The sequence below is a fragment of the Aromatoleum tolulyticum genome (assembly GCF_900156155.1).
Lineage (GTDB): Bacteria > Pseudomonadota > Gammaproteobacteria > Burkholderiales > Rhodocyclaceae > Aromatoleum > Aromatoleum tolulyticum.
Map to the genome: position 1 here is coordinate 86030 of NZ_FTMD01000002.1, position 13930 is coordinate 99959.

The 13930-nt window shown below is 67.2% G+C and carries 13 protein-coding genes; 7 read left to right on the forward strand and 6 right to left on the reverse strand.

Annotated features, from left to right (window positions below; all coding sequences use genetic code 11):
- Positions 1–76 precede the first annotated feature (76 nt).
- Both BW991_RS02945 and BW991_RS02950 read right to left on the reverse strand, forming a co-directional pair.
- Positions 77–1285 carry a thiolase family protein gene (locus BW991_RS02945; protein WP_076600610.1) on the reverse strand — a complete coding sequence of 403 codons (1209 nt, stop codon included), beginning with the start codon at positions 1283–1285 and terminating at the stop codon, positions 77–79.
- Positions 1286–1340: 55 nt separating this feature from the next.
- On the reverse strand, positions 1341–2024 hold the full coding sequence (locus BW991_RS02950) for a GntR family transcriptional regulator (protein WP_076600611.1): 684 nt from the start codon (positions 2022–2024) through the stop codon (positions 1341–1343).
- A gap of 234 nt (positions 2025–2258) precedes the next feature.
- On the opposite strand from BW991_RS02950, the gene BW991_RS02955 reads away from it, so the two are divergent.
- The 6 genes from BW991_RS02955 (at position 2259) to BW991_RS02980 (ending at position 9476) form a co-directional block, all read left to right on the forward strand.
- Positions 2259–3173 (forward strand): TetR/AcrR family transcriptional regulator, encoded by a 915-nt coding sequence (locus BW991_RS02955; protein WP_076600612.1) that lies wholly within the window; start codon positions 2259–2261, stop codon positions 3171–3173.
- 235 nt (positions 3174–3408) lie between these two features.
- On the forward strand, positions 3409–5424 hold the full coding sequence (locus tag BW991_RS02960; protein ID WP_076600613.1) for a 3-hydroxyacyl-CoA dehydrogenase/enoyl-CoA hydratase family protein: 2016 nt from the start codon (positions 3409–3411) through the stop codon (positions 5422–5424).
- 87 nt (positions 5425–5511) lie between these two features.
- Positions 5512–6075 (forward strand): acyl-CoA thioesterase, encoded by a 564-nt coding sequence (locus BW991_RS02965; protein WP_244551589.1) that lies wholly within the window; start codon positions 5512–5514, stop codon positions 6073–6075.
- Positions 6065–6556, forward strand: a complete 492-nt coding sequence (locus BW991_RS02970; protein WP_076600614.1) for a hypothetical protein — start codon at positions 6065–6067, stop codon at positions 6554–6556. Before BW991_RS02965 ends, BW991_RS02970 begins: the two co-directional genes overlap by 11 nt.
- Positions 6553–6768 (forward strand): cysteine protease, encoded by a 216-nt coding sequence (locus BW991_RS02975; protein ID WP_076600615.1) that lies wholly within the window; start codon positions 6553–6555, stop codon positions 6766–6768. The genes BW991_RS02970 and BW991_RS02975 overlap by 4 nt, the downstream gene beginning before the upstream one ends.
- Positions 6769–6797: 29 nt before the next feature.
- Positions 6798–9476 carry a LuxR C-terminal-related transcriptional regulator gene (locus BW991_RS02980; RefSeq protein ID WP_076600616.1) on the forward strand — a complete coding sequence of 893 codons (2679 nt, stop codon included), beginning with the start codon at positions 6798–6800 and terminating at the stop codon, positions 9474–9476.
- A 375-nt stretch (positions 9477–9851) separates the two neighbouring features.
- On the opposite strand, the gene BW991_RS02990 is transcribed toward BW991_RS02980, so the two are convergent.
- Genes BW991_RS02990 through BW991_RS03005 form a run of 4 tightly spaced genes read right to left on the reverse strand, consistent with a single transcriptional unit; the run spans position 9852 to position 13116 of the window.
- Complete coding sequence (locus tag BW991_RS02990) at positions 9852–10409, reverse strand: PaaI family thioesterase (RefSeq protein ID WP_076600618.1); 558 nt, start codon at positions 10407–10409, stop codon at positions 9852–9854.
- A gap of 40 nt (positions 10410–10449) precedes the next feature.
- Positions 10450–10773 carry a hypothetical protein gene (locus BW991_RS02995; RefSeq protein ID WP_076600619.1) on the reverse strand — a complete coding sequence of 108 codons (324 nt, stop codon included), beginning with the start codon at positions 10771–10773 and terminating at the stop codon, positions 10450–10452.
- A gap of 46 nt (positions 10774–10819) precedes the next feature.
- Complete coding sequence (locus tag BW991_RS03000; RefSeq protein WP_076600620.1) at positions 10820–11605, reverse strand: SDR family NAD(P)-dependent oxidoreductase; 786 nt, start codon at positions 11603–11605, stop codon at positions 10820–10822.
- 5 nt (positions 11606–11610) lie between these two features.
- Positions 11611–13116: an efflux transporter outer membrane subunit gene (locus tag BW991_RS03005; RefSeq protein WP_076600621.1), complete on the reverse strand. Its 1506-nt coding sequence runs from the start codon at positions 13114–13116 to the stop codon at positions 11611–11613.
- A 117-nt stretch (positions 13117–13233) separates the two neighbouring features.
- On the opposite strand from BW991_RS03005, the gene BW991_RS03010 reads away from it, so the two are divergent.
- The gene (locus BW991_RS03010) at positions 13234–13851 is read left to right on the forward strand and encodes a TetR/AcrR family transcriptional regulator (RefSeq protein WP_076600622.1); all 618 of its coding nucleotides are present in this window, start codon (positions 13234–13236) and stop codon (positions 13849–13851) included.
- Positions 13852–13930 lie beyond the last annotated feature (79 nt).

Below are 13930 nucleotides of genomic sequence, written 5' to 3' on the forward strand. Positions count from 1 at the left end.
TTTGGCGGGGAGGCGGTGATCCTTTCCTGCCGTGCGCCGCGCCTCCCTTCGAAAAGGGGCGCGGCGCTTGCAACGCTTACCGGTCGCCGACCTCGATGACGACCGCCATCGCCGTGTCGCCGGCGGCGCATCCGGTGAAGAGGCCGAGGCCACCCCCACGCAGCGCGAGTTCCTCGATCAATTCGATAATCGCGCGCGTGCCCATGGGTGCCTGCGGATGACCCCAGACGAGCGAGCAGCCGAAGTTGTTCATCGCATCGAGCTTCGCGCCGGTCTCGCGCGCAAAGACGATGTCGTTGACCGCGAACGGGTTATGGGTCTTGATTGCCGTCATGTCGGCGACGTCGAGTCCGGCCTGGCCGAGCGCACGGCGCGCGGCGGGGATCATCGCCTCGGGCATGTACGCGAGCTCTGTGCGGGCGAGGCCGAAGCCGCGAAGCCGCACGGCGATCGCCGGATCCTTCGACAGCGCTTTCGCCTGCTCGGGCGTGGTCACAACGATCGCCGCATTGCCGTCCGCCGGATGCGTCTGGCCGCCGAAGGTGACCGTTCCACCTTCCATGACGGGCTTCAGCTTCGCGAGGCCGGCGGCCGTCGAGTGGGACACGCCCTCGTCGCCGTCGAGCGTGCCCGCGATCTTGCGGAAATCGGCGCTCGGCACGTCAAAGGGCAGGGTCATGAAGCGGCGCAGGAAGGCGGAGTCGTCCTTCAGCGCGTCGGCGTATTGCGCCTCGCGTCGCAGCACGAGCTCGTGCTGCTGCGAGGTCGCGACACCATGCCTCGCGGCGACGTTCTCCGCCGTCTGCACCATTGAGTGGCCGCCGAGCGGGTCGCAGCCGAAGTTGTCGAGCACCCAGTCCTCGGACGAACCGGTGCCGCCGGGGCCGCGCGGATTCGGGTAGTAGAGATGCGGGCCGTTAGACGTGCGGTCGCAGTTCACCACGAGCGCCACCTCGGACAGACCGGCTTCGATCTCCTGCGCCGCGGCAAGCAGCGTGCGCACGCCGGTCGCGCACGCCTGCATCATCGTCGGCCCGCCCGCGCGGGTCGCGCCGATCAGTCCCGCGAGCCAGGGCAGGCCGTAGAACGCGTGCTGCTGCGGCACGGAGAATCCCAGGACGCCGTAGTCGATCGTCTGCGAGTCGATGTTCCGTTTCGCAAGCTCGTTCTTCGCCACATGGGCGGCGAAGCGAACGCTGTGCAGCGACGCGAAGCTGCCCTGCCAGCGCGCGAACGGCGTGCTCCAGTAGGCACCGTACGGGATTTCTGCCGTGTAACGGGTCATCGTCTGCGGTCTCCGGGATTTTTTCTGTTAGCGCCCGAACAGCCGGCTGGCAGGATCAGGCCGGGCCGTCTTCGTTGAGGCCGACGGCGGCGATGAACGCCCGCTTCGCCTCGACCAGATGTTCGAGCATGGCCGTGGCAGCAGTGTCGCCGTCACCGGCGGCCAGCGCGGACGAGATGCGATTCAGGCCGCGCAGCACGATCGTGCGGATCTCGGGATCATCGAGCGTCAGCGTGCGGATGCGCTGCATGTGGTCGGCGTACTGTTCGACGATCCGCACGAGCCGCGGATTCGGCACCAGGGCGAGCCATGCCGCACGGAAGCAGATCGTCGCTTCACGGAAGGCTGCGGCGTCGCCGGCCTTGTGGGCGCGTACGATTGCCGCGAGCGCGTCCTCGATGCCACGGCGGAGCTCGGGCGAGCGCGTCAGCGGTGCGATGCTGCGGATTGCGGCCGGTTCGATGAGGAAGCGGATCTCGTAGATGTCGTTGACGTCCTGCAGCGTCAGCGACGGCACGACGAAGCTGCGGTTGTCGGAGACGAGCAGTCCTTCGCTTGCGAGGCGCCGCAGCGCTTCGCGTACGGGGGTGCGCGAGACGCCGAGCTTTTCGGCGAGCTGGACTTCCTGCAGCGGCTGGCCGGCGACGATCTGACCACTTCGAAGGTGATCGCGCAAGGTGTGATAGACCCGTTCACCGAGAGCGAGGGGGCGTTCGACGGGCTGAAGCGTGGAGACCATTTTTCTGGAGCCTTTGATGTTCGTTGTTTGCAGCGGCTTTCGAGTTAATGTGTACTGTATACAGTATTTTTTAGGGTGTAAAGTGTTCTTTGCGTCATCGGACGGGGACGAGCTTCCGCCGGGAATTCTCGGATCCGGCGATCGAAGTCCGCCGACGCTGGAAGCCGTTGCAGCAGTTTGCCGCCACGGCGACGGCTTGGCTATGATGGATATCCAATCAATCGGGTGACGCGCATGAGCCTGGATGCCTGCCATGAAGAAGAGCGCCGCGGCCCGGACGTCGAGGCCGCGATCCTCCGCCTCGCGCGGGAGGAGCCCGGGCTGGGCCAGGCCGCGGTCTCCGCGCGCCTGCGGCGGGAGGGATTTGCCATTTCCCCGTCGGGGGTGCGTTACATATGGCAGAAGCACGACCTCGAGACCGCCGTGAAGCGATTGCGGATGATCGCGCAGTCGTCCCGCGAGGGCGTCGGGGCGCTTACCGATACGCAGCGCGGATTGCTGGAGCGGGGGGCTGTCGCCGCGCAGCTCGTGGCCGGTGACGCCGCCACGGTCGGCGAGCCGCTCGACCGTCGTCAGGTGATCCTCGACGCGGCGGCGGCGCTCTTTGCGGAGCAGGGCTACGACAGCACTTCCATTCGTGACATCGCCAGCCGGGTCGGTCTCTTGCCCGGGTCGATCTACCACTATTTCGCGTCGAAGGATGAGCTCTATCTCGCCGTGCACGGGGAAGGCTTCCGACGCCTGATGGCCGCCGTCGCCGAGGCGTTGACCAGTGCGAGCAATCCATGGGAGCGACTCACCCGCGTTTGCCAGGTCCACATCGCGGCGATCACCAGCGGCACCTACATCGACCGCGTCACCGGCCACAGCCTCGCAATGACGGGCAACGCGGAACTCTTTGCAAAGATCCGGCCGATGCGCGAAGCCTACGAGAACGTCTACCGCGGGCTCATCGATGAGTTGCCGCTCGCACCGCATGCCGACCGCAGCCTGCTGCGGCTGATGCTCCTGAGTTTTCTCAACTGGATTCACGTCTGGTACCGCCAGGGCCGGCGCTCTCCCGACGAGATCGCCGCGGCCATGGTGGATACGCTGCGGCGTGGGGTGGAATCGCCCGGCGCTGCGATGAAATCTCCATCGTCTTCCTGAAAGTAGCCGTCGATCGTGTTACGGCCCCGTGTCATGCAGCCCCGGAAGCGGTTGCTTTTTTTCATGAATACACTGGATACTGTATACATCAAAAGACAAACGGCGGCAGGACTGCGCCGATCGCCCTGAACGGGTGCCCCAGAGGAGTTCGCCGGCCGGTGCCGTATGGCCGACCGATAAGGATGCGCGCCGCACCGACGGCCCGCCGCTTGAGACTACCGAAGGAGGCTCCCTGATGGTCACCCGTTTCGCCAATCCTCTGCTCGCCACGCCGCAGCGTCCGCTGCCGCGCACCGTCGCAATAATCGGTGCCGGCACGATCGGTCCGGATATCGGCTATTACCTGAAGAGCGCGCTGCCGGATTTGAAGCTGATCCTCGTCGACGTCGCCCAGGCGGCGCTCGACCGTGCCTTGCAGCGCTTCGCCGATTACGCGGCGAAAGCAGTCGCGAAAGGGAAGATGAGCGAGGCCGAAGCCGCGGCGGCCACGGCCGGGGTCGTCGGCACGCTCGATTATCGCGACCTCGCGGAGGCCGACTGGGTGCTCGAGGCGGCCACCGAGAACCTCGCGTTGAAACGGCGCATCTTCGCCGACGTGGAGGCGGTGGTCCGCGCGGACGCGTTGATCACGTCAAACACGAGCTCGCTGCCGGCCGCGCAGATCTTTTCCGACTTGAAACACCCCGAGCGCGCGACCGTCACGCACTTCTTCGCGCCGGCTTGGCGCAACCCGGTCGTGGAGGTCGTCCGCTGGGGGCGCACCGACCCGGCCGTCGTCGAATACCTGCGCTGGGCCTTCTGCACGACCGGCAAGGTTCCGCTCGTCACCGACGACGTCGCGTGCTTCATGCTGGATCGCATCTTCGACAACTGGTGCAACGAGTCCGGATTGCTGCTCGACCGCGCGACCGCGGCCGAGATTGACAGCGTCGCGGGCGAGTTCGTGCATGCGGGGCCGTTCTTCGTGCTGAACCTCGCCAACGGCAACCCGATCATCACCGAGACGAACACGCTGCAAGCCGAACTCGAAGGCGAGCATTACCAGCCGGCGCCGGTGTTCCGCTCGGTCGACCGCTGGCTGACGGTGCCCCCCGGCAAGCCCGTCAAGGTCGCGGACGACACCGCGGTGACGGTGCGTGAGCGTCTTCTCGGCGTGCTGTTCTCGCAGACGGTGGACATCCTCGACCGGGACATCGGCGAGCCGGCCGACCTCGATTTCGGCTGCCGTCAGGCGCTCGGGTTCAAGAAGGGGCCGCTGGAACTGATGCGCGACCTGGGCGACACCGACGCCGGTCGCATGCTCGCGCGCTTCTGCGACGAGCGGCGCGGGATGCCGGGCGCCCGGAAGCCGCTCGGGGATTACCAGGGCTTCCTGCGCCATGTGCTCGTTGACGACATCGGCGACGTCAAGGTCATCACGCTGCGCCGCCCCGAAGCCCTGAACGCGCTCCACGACGAATTGACCGACGAGATCCTGTCCGTCATTCGGCGCTTCGAGCAGGATCCAGCCGTGGCCGGCTTCGTCCTCGTCGGCTACGGCAATCGCGCCTTCTGCGCCGGCGGCGACATCGGGCGCTTCGTGAACATGCTCGGCGACGCGCCGGCCTCCGCGCAGTACGCCCGCGACTGTTCGCGCTTGCTCGTGCACCTCGACCGCATGAAGAAGCCGGTCGTCGCCGCGATCAACGGCATGGCGCTGGGCGGCGGCTTCGAGCTGGCGATGCGCTGCCACGGCATCGTCGCGCTGGCGAACGCATGGATGCAGATGCCCGAAATCACGCTCGGCATCGTCCACGGCATCGGCGCGATGGTCGTGCCCTACCGTCGCTGGCCGCAGGCGTCGGCCGAGTTCCACGGCATGCTGCGCCGGGCCGAGCGCCTGAAGGCGACGAAGGCGTTCGAGCTGGGCGTCGTCGACGGGCTCGCCCGCGACTATCCCGAACTCATCCAGGCGGCCGTCGCGCGGGTGAAGGCGCTGGACGGCAAGGTGGGGGGCATCCCTGACGGCGCCGTACAGATCGCGCGGCTCGACCCCATCGCCCCGGTCGCCGCCAGCGGTCAGCCGCTCAGTGCCGAAGTCATCGGCATTCTCGAGCGGGCCGTGGAGGCCGCCGCTGCCGCGCCGACGTTCGAGGAGGCGCTGGAGATCGGCTACCTGGCATGGGGCGACAGCGCCTGCACGGCCGCGGCACGCGAGGGCATCAGCGCCTTCCAGGAGAAGCGCAAGCCGGATTTCACGAAGACGCCGTGACGAGCTGAGCCATACCGGGTGGGGGGGGCGCCTGCAGCGGCGCGTGGATACATTGAGCCCATGACCACGCGCACAGGAGACACGACGATGACAGACCTCAGCAACGCGATTGCGTTCGTCGGCGACGTCGGAGCGAAGGCATCCGCTCCGGCGCGCCCGGCGATGTTCGAGCGCGAGGTGCTCGTGCGCTTCGCGCATTGCGATCCGGCCGGGATCGTGTTCTATCCGCAGTACTTCGTGCTCCTCAACGGGCTTGTCGAGGACTGGCTGACGGACGGGCTCGGCACCTCATTCGCGGACATGATCATGAGGCGGCGGCTCGGAATTCCGACGGTACGCATGGACTGCACCTTCACGCGGCCGAGCACGCTGGGCGACACATTGGTGCTCGGGCTCACCGTCACCCGCATCGGCGGGCGCTCCATCGGTCTCGACGTGCAGGGACGGGTTGGCGAAGAACTGCGCCTGCGGGCCAGGCAGACGCTCGTCACGCTGGACCTCGAGACCATGAAATCGGTGCCGATCCCGGCCGACATCCGTGACCGTCTCGGGCGCTACTGCCAGCCGGTGCCTGAGATCGCGCCCGAATCCCTTTCCATGCCCGCCGATGGCATCCGGCGGGAAACTGACGGAGGCAAACATGCAGATTGAAATGGAAGCCGATGAACTCGCTACCGCCGAGGACCCCTTCGGCGAGCTCGCGCCATGGCAGGCCATGCTCGACCGGTACAGCGTGCTCTTCACCGACATGGTCGAAGGTTCGTCGGTCGGCTTCGTGCCGCGCAGCGGCTCGGGCATTCAGCCGGGCAAGCACGTCGCCGGACTGGTCGAAGCCGCGGGCGAGGTGCCGATGTTGAAATGGACCAACGACGGCAACGGCATGTCGGCCGGCGTCATGCGCTATCCGGGCTTCCAGGAAGCGCGCGTCGATCTGCTCTTCGTCGCCGACGACGCTGCGCTCGAAGCGATGCGCGCGAGCCTCGCCGGCGACACCTTGTCGCTGATCAAACGACTGATCCGGCAGGGGCATATCATGTTCTTCGTGCTGCGCACGAAATTCGAACTTCAGGACGCGGGCTACGAGGAATTCCTCGATACGCTCGGCCTCGCCTTCCTCGGAGCCTGCCGATGATCTTCCACAATCCCGCCGGCGCGCCCGAGCTCGCGTGCGAGCAGTGTGGCTGCCGCTGGTTCGACCGCATCAACGACACCTGCTACGAGTGCGGCACGAAGGTGAGCGCCGAATCGATCGCGGAGTTCAAGCTCGCAGTCGAGCACTTCCGGGCGCGCGAGACGGTGCGCGCCGACGAGCCGAGGGCTGCCGGCACTCCGGCCGTCCGCTAGAATCCGCCCCCGAAGCGTCCCGAAGGCCGATGAAGAAGACTGTTCCCGACGTCCCGTATCGTCTCGCCCTCAAGACGATGCCGCCGCATTCGGCGCGCCAGGCGGTGGCCCCGCCGCGGCTGCTCGCGCGGCTGCGCGAGGCCGTCGAGCAGCCGCTCGTGGCCGTGACTTCGCTCGCGGGCTTCGGCAAGACGTCGCTGCTCGTGCAACTGCGCCGCGAACTCCTCGCGCCTGGCGCCGCCGTCGCGTGGCTGACGATCGAGGCCAGCGACGACAGGTCGGTGGTCGCGCCCGCGGTCATCGCGTCGTTGATCACCGCGCTCGGGCTCGAATTGCCCACGCGCGCATTCAACCAGGTGGGGCAGGCAGGTGCGGAGTTGTGGGCCGCGAGCGAGCTGCTCGTGCAGATGCACGAGCTCGCCCGCCCGACCTGGCTCCTGATCGACGACCTGCACCAGCTCGCCGACCGCGACGCGATCGACTTCATCTACTACCTCGTGACGAACGCGCCGCCGAACTTCCACGTCGTCGTCAGCTCGCGGACCGACCCGCCGTTCCCGGTCGAGGAACTCCGCGCGCACGGGCTCTACACCCAGTTCGTCACCGAGGACCTGCGGTTGCGGCTCGACGACACGGTCGCCTTCCTGCGCCGGCGGCTCGGCGACGAGGTCGACATCGAGACCTGCGCGCGCCTGCACGAGCGCACCGAAGGCTGGCCGATGGCGCTGCAGATCGTGACTTCGGCGATGGCCCGGCGCAGCGACATCGCCGGTACGGTAGCGAGCCTGTCCGGCGCGACAGGGGACGTGGCGCGCTATTTCTCGCAATTCGTGCTCGAAAGTCTCGACGAACGGGCGGTTGCGATGCTCGTTCGCGCGTCCCTGCTCGAAACCCTGCACCCGGGGCTGTGCGCGGCGTTCGGGGACGGCGTCGAGGCGGCCGAGATTCTCGCCCGGCTCGAGCAGCAGACCGGGCTGGTGACATCCGTCGATGGCGGGGACGTCTATCGCATGCATCCGCTGTTCCGCGAGTACCTCGCAAGTCTCGCCGCGGAGCTGCCGGCCGGCGAACGCACCGCCCTGCATGCGAAGGCCGCGCAATGGTTCGCGGCGCACCACATGCTCGAGCACGCCGCCGAGCACGCCTTCCTCGGCGGACTGCGCGCCGAGGCGATGGACTGGATCGAGAAACGCGTGCGCTACCTCGGTGTGCAGGGACGCATCGTCGAGGTGCTCGCGTGGCTGGATCGCCTTCCGCCGGAGGAGATCGCGCGGCGCGAGGGCATCCAGCTCACCGCAGCGTGGGCGTGCGCGCTGTGCTACCGGCCGCAGGACGCGGAACGGCTCACCGACGTGATCCTCGCGCGGCCCGGGGTGACGCCCGAGGTGGTGCTGCAGGCGAACATCGTTCGTTCGGCCGCGGCGATCCATTGCGACGACTACCAGCGCGCGCGCGTCTGCATCGACACCTACGACCCCGCGCTCGGTCCCCTCTACTGCAACACGCTGTCCTTCATCGCGATCCACAGCGGTTTTCCCGAGCGCGCGCGCTACTACCAGCAGATCTCCGACGGCCACGGCCGCGTTGCGCGCAGTTTCTACGATTCGATCTACGGCGCGTTCGCGGTCGGGCTGAGCTACCTGATCGAAGGTCAGGCGAAGGAAGCGGCGGCGGTCTTCGGCGCGGCGCTCGAACGCGCGGAAACCACGACGGGATGGCGCTCGATGCCGGCGGCGATCCACGCGGCGGGGCTCGCCGCGGCGAACTGGGAGCTCGGCGCCGAGGACGAAGCGCGCGCGCTGCTCGCGAATCGCCTCGACCTGATCGAGCAGGCTGCGCTACCGGACGCGGTGATCCTCGCCTACCTGACGCTCGCGCGCTACGAGAGCCAGAAGGGCAGCGAAGGCAAAGCCTTCGACGCGCTCAACAGCCTGGCCGCGATCGGCGAACTGCGCGGCCAGCCGCGCCTCGTCGCCGCGAGCCTCGGCGAACAGGTCCGCCAGCACGCGATCCGCAACCGGCTCATGTCGTGCCGGATGCTGATGAATGGGCTGGACGCGATCGTCACCGACCCCGGGCGTGAGGATCGCGGGCTCGAGGCGGAATTGCGGCTGATCCGCGAGACCGCGGCGGCGCGCGTCGCCTTGCTCGAACATGATGACAGCGTCGCATGCGCCGGGCTGGATCAGGCTGCCGAGATCGCGGCACGGCTGCGGCGCGGGCGCGATCAGATTGCATTGCGCATCGTGCGTGCAAGCAGCCTTCGCGACGACGACGAAGGACCGCGTCTGCTCGCCGAAGCGCTGAGCCTCGCGGAATCCTTCGGTCTCGTGCGCGTGCTCGCCGACGACTGGCCGGCGGCACTCGACGTCTTGCCGGAACTCGACCGCTCGGGCTGTGGTGACGCCGCCGGCGTATCTCCCGCCTTCATCGAACGCGTCACCGAGCGCTGCCGCGTCGGCTGGGTGCCCAAGTCCGCTGCACCGAGAACCGCCACCGGCAATCAGCGCCCCGCCCAGCTGTCTGCGCGCGAAATGGAAATCCTCGCCGCGCTTGCCCATGGCCGCACGAACAAGGAAATCGCGAACATCCTCGACGTCGGGCCCCAGACGATCAAGTGGCATATGCGGAACCTGCTGGCCAAGCTCAACGCCGCGAACCGCCGGCATGCGGTCGATCGCGCGCGGCTGCTGGGGATCCTGGATTGAACTGCGATGCGCACGCGCACCACGTGGGGGAGGTGCGTCAAGTGGCTGCGGAACGTCATGTAAGGGGTATGAAATGTCGCGCTCGTCCGACCTGGCCTCATGGATCTGATCTTTCCTGTTGGATGCCCGAGCGCGGCAGTCCCGGCGTCGATCAAGGGTGCTGAGTGTTCGTGCCTTGATGCGGCAATTTGCCGCTTTTTCCGGCGGTGTCGCCCCATCTTTGCCTCGAATCGCCTCGGACATCTGCGAATCGACCCGCTACGGGCGTCAAAAGGCCATCCCTGACGGTATGAGGGTGTGGACCTTCGTGAAGCGCATCGGCGAAGCCGGCGCGAAGGCGCTGTTCGATGGCGTGTCGGCGCAGTTGCTGAAGAGTCATCGCAAGGCCTGGTCGAATACCAGGCAAGTTGTGCTCGCATGGGCATAGAGCTTGCCGTCCGGTCCGACAAGGCGGCCTTCCGCGGTCGCCACCTGGCGGCCGCCGTGAACGAGGCGGCCTTCCGCACGTACCAGCGGCACTGCGTCGGTGAGTGCGCGGACGAGGTTGAGCTTCAGTTCGAGGGTCGTGTAGGCCTTGCCTGCCGGCAGCGTGGAATGCACGGCGCATCCCATGGCGGAGTCGAGCATCGTCGCGAACCAGCCACCGTGCACCGTGCCCATCGGGTTGTAGTGGTTGATGCCTGGTCGTCCCTGGAAAACCGCCAATCCGGGCTCGATGCGAAGCAGGGTGAAGTCGAGCGTGACCGCCATCGGCGGAGGCGGGATCTCGCCGGCGAGGAGTGCCTGGAATATCTGCAATCCGCTGCGCCCGGCGACCTGGGCGGGTGAGGCTACGCCGGGAGCCGTCTGGAGGCGGGCGCGCACGGCCGCTTCCTCGGCCCGCCAGCGGGCAAGCGTTTCGTCGGGATTCATCGTCTCGGTTGGTGGTGTCATGAAATCAAGCCCTTGATGTATGGGTATGGAGCTGGTTCCGCTACTCACCGGAGCTTCCCAGAATCGAGCGGCGCGCGCGTTCGTGCGGGTCGATCGCGGGCTGCCATTCCGTCGCGGGTGTGGATCGGGACGCGACGTCTGTCACGGCCGACGCGGCAATTCGCTGACGCGCGAGTTCATGCGGATCCGTCAGCGCCAGCGCCACGGTTGCCGTTGTGTCGCGGATGGCTGCTGCATGCTGTGTCACGCCCAGTATCAACTGCCGCGCCTGCTCGTGCGGGTCCAGAGGGCGACCGACATCGGCCAGTGCGGTGTGGGCGGAAAGGACGAGGGCGATGCCGGACAAAGCCAGAATCGATTTCATGATGAGTCTCCTGTTGGGGGGAAGCAATCGGCGGGGGAAATGCGCGTCATCCGTTCATCGCGCGCGACAAGAACGCCTGGTGCAGCCGGCGTGGCGTCGCCCACGTGAGGATCACGAGGGCCTTGTTCGCCCAGCCCGGCACGACGCTGATGCGTCCGGCCTGCAAGGCGCGGATACCGGCGCGCACGACGGGGGCCGGCCGCATCATCAGGGGCTTCAAAGCGGGCGTGATCTTCATCTGCGCCGCGGTGGCGAAGCCGGTGTCCGACACGCCCGGGCAAAGCACCGTCACCGTGACGCCATCGCGCTTGAACTCGCGATGAAGCGCCTCGCCCAGACGCAATACGTAGGCCTTGGCGGCGGCATAGACGGCGAAGTTCTGCACGCCCTGGTAGGCCAGCAGGCTCGCGACCAGCAGGATCTTCCCGCGTCCCCGCGCCCGCATGTCCTGCGCAAAGACATGGGTGACCGCGGTCAGGCTCGCCACATCCAGCTGCACCATCGCCAGCGCCGCGTCCAGCTGGCTTTCCACGAACGGCCCCTGCAGTCCATGGCCGGCGTTGTTGATCAGGATGTCGATCGCAATGCCTCGCTCGTGGAGGCGCCGATGCAGTTGGGTGACCGCGGCAATGTCCGAGAGATCGACTTGCTCCACCACGATCTCGATGCGGTACTGCCGGCGGAGTGCCTCGGCGAGTGCTTGCAGCCGGTCCAGTCGGCGCGCCACCAGGACCAACGAGTGGCCTTGCCCGGCATATTGGCGGGCGAACTCCTCGCCGAAGCCGCTCGATGCGCCCGTGATGAGCACCCATGAGTTGTTCGTTTTGGCCATTTTGCTTACCTGCGGTCGTTGATGGAGAGGTCGTTGGTGGAAAGGTCGCTGTAGAGGCGGTCGCTGCCTGCATGCGGCGCATCCCATCCGCCCCCCAATGCCCGGAAGGAGGCAATGGCGGCGCGCGCAACCTCGGTTTGCGCCTGTGCCTTCGCGTCGCGCGCCTGCAGGAGATTGCTGTCGGCATCGAGCACCTCGATCAGGCTGACGACGCCGCCTTGGTAGGCGGCAAACGAGTTCTCGCGCGCACGGGCGAGCGAGGATTCACCCCGCGTCAGGATGCCGACCTGCGCCTCGCGTTTGACGAGGGCGGAGAAGGCGTTCTCGACATCCTCGGTCGCCCGCAACACGGCCAGCCGCCAGGTCGCCAGGGCTTCGGCCTCCGCGCCGCGCGCGGCGGCGATCTGCGCGTCGACGCGGCCGAAGTCGAACAGGCGCCAGCGCAGTCCGAGGACGCCCTGCGTCTGGCTCGCGGCCCCGGTGAAGAGGTTGCCGCTGGCGATCGCGGTGGCGCTGCCCAGCAGGGCGGCGAGCGAGAACTTGGGGTAGTACTCGGAGATCGCCACGCCGATGCGCGCATTGGCCGCGGCGAGGCGCCGTTCGGCGACGATGAGATCGGGCCTGCGCCGAATCATCTCGGCCGGGGTGCCGGTCCCGGCCAGGCCCGGCGCGAGCGGGACCGGCGCCACTGCGGCCAGCTCCGTGCGCCAGGTGCCCGGCTGCACCCCGAGCAGCACGTCCAGCGCGTTCATCGCCGAATCGAGACCGGCTTCCAGGACCGGGATCTGCGCCTCGGCCTGGGTGAGCGACCCCTCGGCCTGGTTCATCTGGAGCTCGGCGGCGATCCCCTTCTCGTACTGGAGCTTGACCAGGGCGAGCAGCTGACGGCGGGTCTCCACTTGCTGTCTGGCGATCGCGATGCGCGCCTGCAAGCCCCGGATCGTGACGTACACGTCCGCGGTCTGCGCGGCCACGGTCAGCCGCGTCGCCACGGCGCCGGCTTCGGATGCTTCGTACTCCGCGCGTGCGGCCTCCCGCCCCCGTCGCAGACCGCCGAACACGTCGATCTCCCAGCTCGCACCGAGGTTGGCCTCGTAGGCGCTGCCGCTGCGATCGAAGCCGGGCGTGGCGTCGAGCACCTGCCCCAGCGGGGTCTCGACCGACTGGTAGGCTCTCGCAGCGCTTGCACTCACGCTGGCCGCCGGAAGTAGCGCCGCATCGGCGTAGCGCAGTGATGCGCGCGACTGGGCGACACGTGCCGCCGCTTGCGCGAGGTCCAGGTTCTGTTCCAGGGCCAGGGAGACGAATTGCATCAGCAGGCGATCATCGAAGGCGGCCCACCAGACCTGGAGGTCTGCCGTGTGCTGAACCTGCCGGTGATCGACACCTTCTTGTCCGAGGAAGGTGGAGGACAGCGCGATCTCGGGCGGCCGGTAGGCGGGGCCGACGGCGCAGCCCGTCAAGACGCCGACGCTCAGAACAAGGGCGAGAGAGCGGGGGTGGGCGAGCATGAGAGTCCTTCTGAGTTGAACTTGGGTGACTAAAGGCCATAATAGTCACTCGTGTGTGACTGTCAACTAAAATAGTCACTAGTTGAAAAGATAGGGCATGTGAGGTATTGTTTTTTCATGAGCCAAACCCCGTCTTCCGTCCCCGCATCGCGCGGCCCCGCCGACCACAATGTCCGAGACCAGATCGTGGAGGCGGCGGGCGAGCACTTCAGCCACTACGGCTACGAGAAGACCACGGTCTCCGACCTGGCCAAGGCGATCGGTTTTTCGAAGGCCTATATCTACAAGTTCTTCGATTCCAAGCAGGCGATCGGTGAGGCCATTTGCGCCAAGACCTTGAGCGCCATCGTCGCAGCGGTCGAAGAGGCGGTGGCGGGCGCAACCACGCCCACGGAAAAATTCCGCCGAATGTTCAAGACCTTGGTCTCGACCGGGGTGAGTCTGTTCTTCAACGATCGCAAGCTGTACGACATCGCCGCGTATTCCGCGGGCGAGGGGTGGCCGTCGGCCCGCGCCTACTGTGAGCGTATCCGGCAGATCCTGACGGAGATCGTCCGCGAAGGGCGGGAGAGCGGCGAGTTCGAGCGCAAGACGCCGCTGGACGAGACCGTGCATGCCATCGATTTGGTCATGCAGCCCTATGTGAACCCGCTCCTGCTCCAGTACAACCTCGATGTTGCCGAGGAGGCCCCGGCACAGCTTTCCAATCTGGTGCTGCGCAGCCTGGCCCCTTAGCCGGTTCGAGAATTACGAGAGTGACTATTGACAGAAATAGTCACTCGATGGAGTATGGAGGCCTTCGCATCCACGGAGG

What these genes read in the sequence shown, in the direction of transcription:
- BW991_RS02945 (WP_076600610.1), bottom strand. Translation starts at nt 1,285, where the DNA reads ATGACCCGTTACACGGCAGAAATCCCGTACGGTGCCTACTGGAGCACG.
- BW991_RS02950 (WP_076600611.1), bottom strand. Translation starts at nt 2,024, where the DNA reads ATGGTCTCCACGCTTCAGCCCGTCGAACGCCCCCTCGCTCTCGGTGAA.
- BW991_RS02955 (WP_076600612.1), top strand. Translation starts at nt 2,259, where the DNA reads ATGAGCCTGGATGCCTGCCATGAAGAAGAGCGCCGCGGCCCGGACGTC.
- BW991_RS02960 (WP_076600613.1), top strand. Translation starts at nt 3,409, where the DNA reads ATGGTCACCCGTTTCGCCAATCCTCTGCTCGCCACGCCGCAGCGTCCG.
- BW991_RS02965 (WP_244551589.1), top strand. Translation starts at nt 5,512, where the DNA reads ATGACAGACCTCAGCAACGCGATTGCGTTCGTCGGCGACGTCGGAGCG.
- BW991_RS02970 (WP_076600614.1), top strand. Translation starts at nt 6,065, where the DNA reads ATGCAGATTGAAATGGAAGCCGATGAACTCGCTACCGCCGAGGACCCC.
- BW991_RS02975 (WP_076600615.1), top strand. Translation starts at nt 6,553, where the DNA reads ATGATCTTCCACAATCCCGCCGGCGCGCCCGAGCTCGCGTGCGAGCAG.
- BW991_RS02980 (WP_076600616.1), top strand. Translation starts at nt 6,798, where the DNA reads ATGAAGAAGACTGTTCCCGACGTCCCGTATCGTCTCGCCCTCAAGACG.
- BW991_RS02990 (WP_076600618.1), bottom strand. Translation starts at nt 10,409, where the DNA reads ATGACACCACCAACCGAGACGATGAATCCCGACGAAACGCTTGCCCGC.
- BW991_RS02995 (WP_076600619.1), bottom strand. Translation starts at nt 10,773, where the DNA reads ATGAAATCGATTCTGGCTTTGTCCGGCATCGCCCTCGTCCTTTCCGCC.
- BW991_RS03000 (WP_076600620.1), bottom strand. Translation starts at nt 11,605, where the DNA reads ATGGCCAAAACGAACAACTCATGGGTGCTCATCACGGGCGCATCGAGC.
- BW991_RS03005 (WP_076600621.1), bottom strand. Translation starts at nt 13,116, where the DNA reads ATGCTCGCCCACCCCCGCTCTCTCGCCCTTGTTCTGAGCGTCGGCGTC.
- BW991_RS03010 (WP_076600622.1), top strand. Translation starts at nt 13,234, where the DNA reads ATGAGCCAAACCCCGTCTTCCGTCCCCGCATCGCGCGGCCCCGCCGAC.